The organism is Neobacillus sp. BF23-41 (assembly GCF_041106275.1).
Genome location: NZ_JBGBPR010000084.1, coordinates 1 through 2,556, shown reverse-complemented (window position 1 = coordinate 2,556; position 2,556 = coordinate 1). Strand labels below are relative to the sequence as shown.

Annotated in this window: 6 protein-coding genes; all 6 read left to right on the top strand. The window is 38.5% G+C overall.

Features of this window, described 5'->3' with window-relative positions:
- Positions 1–421 precede the first annotated feature (421 nt).
- The 6 genes from AB7942_RS30430 (at position 422) to AB7942_RS30405 (ending at position 2,487) form a co-directional block, all read left to right on the top strand.
- On the top strand, positions 422–1,132 hold the full coding sequence (locus AB7942_RS30430) for a hypothetical protein (protein ID WP_369449779.1): 711 nt from the start codon (positions 422–424) through the stop codon (positions 1,130–1,132).
- 233 nt (positions 1,133–1,365) lie between these two features.
- Positions 1,366–1,557: a hypothetical protein gene (locus AB7942_RS30425; RefSeq protein WP_369449778.1), complete on the top strand. Its 192-nt coding sequence runs from the start codon at positions 1,366–1,368 to the stop codon at positions 1,555–1,557.
- A gap of 13 nt (positions 1,558–1,570) precedes the next feature.
- A complete protein-coding gene (locus tag AB7942_RS30420; RefSeq protein WP_369449777.1) occupies positions 1,571–1,729 on the top strand; it encodes a hypothetical protein in 159 nt (52 codons plus the stop codon).
- A gap of 21 nt (positions 1,730–1,750) precedes the next feature.
- Positions 1,751–1,957 carry an alpha/beta hydrolase fold domain-containing protein gene (locus AB7942_RS30415; RefSeq protein ID WP_369449780.1) on the top strand — a complete coding sequence of 69 codons (207 nt, stop codon included), beginning with the start codon at positions 1,751–1,753 and terminating at the stop codon, positions 1,955–1,957.
- A complete protein-coding gene (locus tag AB7942_RS30410; RefSeq protein ID WP_369449776.1) occupies positions 1,941–2,045 on the top strand; it encodes a hypothetical protein in 105 nt (34 codons plus the stop codon). Before AB7942_RS30415 ends, AB7942_RS30410 begins: the two co-directional genes overlap by 17 nt.
- Complete coding sequence (locus tag AB7942_RS30405) at positions 2,023–2,487, top strand: alpha/beta hydrolase fold domain-containing protein (RefSeq protein ID WP_369449775.1); 465 nt, start codon at positions 2,023–2,025, stop codon at positions 2,485–2,487. Before AB7942_RS30410 ends, AB7942_RS30405 begins: the two co-directional genes overlap by 23 nt.
- Positions 2,488–2,556 lie beyond the last annotated feature (69 nt).

The following is a 2,556-nucleotide window of genomic DNA, read 5'->3' as shown; positions in this document are numbered from 1 at the left end:
GGTATCAATCATATGAAAAAGTGAAACGAATGAACGTAGAAGTACTTCCTTCTCACGATCCTCTGTTAATGTCTAGACAAGTTTATTAAAAACTGAATAGTAATATTTTTTTGTTCATATATACGAACTTATGTTTAAGAGTGTGGACTAGGTGTGCTAGTTTTGATTTTAAATGAAAATAATGTGCTTTGTTCCACAAAAAGAAGTCTTTATGAAAAGATTATATAAGGTATTTTTAAGGAATATTTTTTTTGTTTATGTATATGAACCTGGGTTTTTATTTAATGATAATCTAAGACGTCTTATATTATTAAGATTTACGTTTGAGATTGTTTTATATTTATCTGTCAAGGTGGTGACCGGGAAAAGGAGGTTTATCTTTTGGAAGGGAAAGAAAATTCATTTTGGGAGGGAAAACAACATGATAGCTGTAAATAGTGAAGAAGCTATGAAAAAAAGACGGAGGGATTACAAGGATGACGGCAGCGGCGAATTCGTTTATTTATCTTCATTCATGGAGAATTATCCCCAGTGTTATTTAGTGGAACAGCTACCAAATGATGTGGTTCGCGCTCATTTCCATACCGTGAATCAGTTTCAACTTATCGTAGATGGAGATGGGAAATTCGGTAAGGATTTAATTCGCCCGCTTTCAATCCATTATGATGAGAAGTATAAACCTTATGGACCAATCGTTGCCGGTGAGAAAGGGATAACTTATTTTACAATTCGAACGGTTAATGATATTGGAGCGAATTGGATGCCGGAATTCCGAAATAAACGTGAAAAAGGTGCACGCGAGTCATTCTATAAGCTCAATATGGATGAAAAAAATATAGAGCAGTTAAAGCAATTAACCGAGCCTGAGTTCGAAACATTATTCTCATCTTCTAGGTCTGGTGCAGCCGCCTATAGACTTGCCATTGGACCGGACCAGCAAAAAGAATGTCCTTCTCCTCAGGGCAACGGAGGCCAATTTGTATTTGTTGTTAACGGCACTTGTATTATCAATGATGAGCCTTATCCGCGATGGTCATGCATTTTCCTTGAGTCTGACGAACCACCCTTGAACCTGCAAGCAGGCCCGGAAGGCATCGAGGTGCTGGTTCTTCAATTTCCCAAAAATAATTAACTTCGTACGGAGAAAGCCAGTTGCCTGTATTCTCCCAAGAAGTTTGCGCTTGCGGCCGCCGCGGGTCACACTATAGTACACGCTGGTTCTGTAATGGTCTCCCTAGGAGCGGAACCAGCATTACATAGGAAGTTCGGACTAGAGTGTTTTCTTCAAAATGATGATTGCGTATACATTTGCATTAAGTTTTACAACAATTTTTCACAAAAAATAAAATAGGTATGGTGAAAAGGATGAAAAAGTTGAGAACTTTTAGTGTATTCATGATTATTGTTATGGTTTTATCTGCATGCGTAGGCGGGTCGGCCCCAACTAGTCATGAAACGAAGAAAGAAAACAATGTGGCCAGCGATTCTTCAAAAGAGTCTTCTAATGATACCAAATATGTTCTTAAATTAAGTCATGGTTATGGTACCGATTCTTGAAGTAAGCAAAGATATGGAGACATTTGCAGATGAAGTGATATTGGATAAGTATTCACACTCCTTTGATGAATTAAAGAAGCGAAGAATTCAAATTTATATGCCTATAGAAAAAGAAATTGAAGATTTTAAAATGCTACGTTATCTGTATATAAATGGTTTGCAAAAGATGTAGATGGCGGGCAAGCATTGATTGATGCAGCCAAAGCTTCAGGTAAGTGAAGATTATAGGCTGGCACCAGAACATAAATCTCCGTCGGGTGCTGAAGATGACTATGCAGCCGTCAAATGGGTGGCAGATAACGGACCGCCTATTATGGTAGACTCTGCGGGATATTGTTGTTGGAGGCGACAGTTCGGGTGGGAATCTCGAAGCTGTAGCCGCATTGATGGCCAGAGATAGGGGTAGTCCCTCTTTGGCGTTAGCGTATCATTTGTTGATTTACCCGGTTACCCTTACCTTCAGTATTGGTTATTACGGCAGAATTTGATCCATTACGGGATGAGGGTGAAGCCTACACAGAACGTCTCAAAGCAGCAGGGGTTCCGGTGGAAGCTACGCGTTATGAAGGAATGATCCACGGCATGAGAAGGAGGAAGTTCTATATAAAGCATATCAATCTAGCAAATAAAATCAACGTAAGAAGCAGGCACCGGTCTAGCGATTTTCACCATACTATTAGTAATCGGTGCTCCAATTTGGATCGCATTAGGCATTTGCGGTGCATTTTGGGCTATAGTGCTACCAACATAATCAAAAAGCTATTGATAATAATCAGAAAAATCAAAAAAACTATTGATGATAATCAGAAAATAATATATTATATTATTAAGCTTAGTTTTGAACTGAGGTTCATATATATGAAATCAGAAGAGCCTTTTATGGATAAAATTACTCTTCTTGAAAAGTATGGGAGGTGTGTGAATGTTTGAAATTTATCCCTTGCATGTGGCCACATTAAAACAAGTGGATAAATCGGTGCTAACTTCATTAAAGGATGC

Excerpts from the sequence above, each read along its gene's own strand:
- AB7942_RS30425 (WP_369449778.1), top strand. The coding sequence starts at position 1,366 with ATGAAAAAGTTGAGAACTTTTAGTGTATTCATGATTATTGTTATGGTT.
- AB7942_RS30420 (WP_369449777.1), top strand. The coding sequence starts at position 1,571 with ATGGAGACATTTGCAGATGAAGTGATATTGGATAAGTATTCACACTCC.
- AB7942_RS30415 (WP_369449780.1), top strand. The coding sequence starts at position 1,751 with ATGCAGCCAAAGCTTCAGGTAAGTGAAGATTATAGGCTGGCACCAGAA.
- AB7942_RS30430 (WP_369449779.1), top strand. The coding sequence starts at position 422 with ATGATAGCTGTAAATAGTGAAGAAGCTATGAAAAAAAGACGGAGGGAT.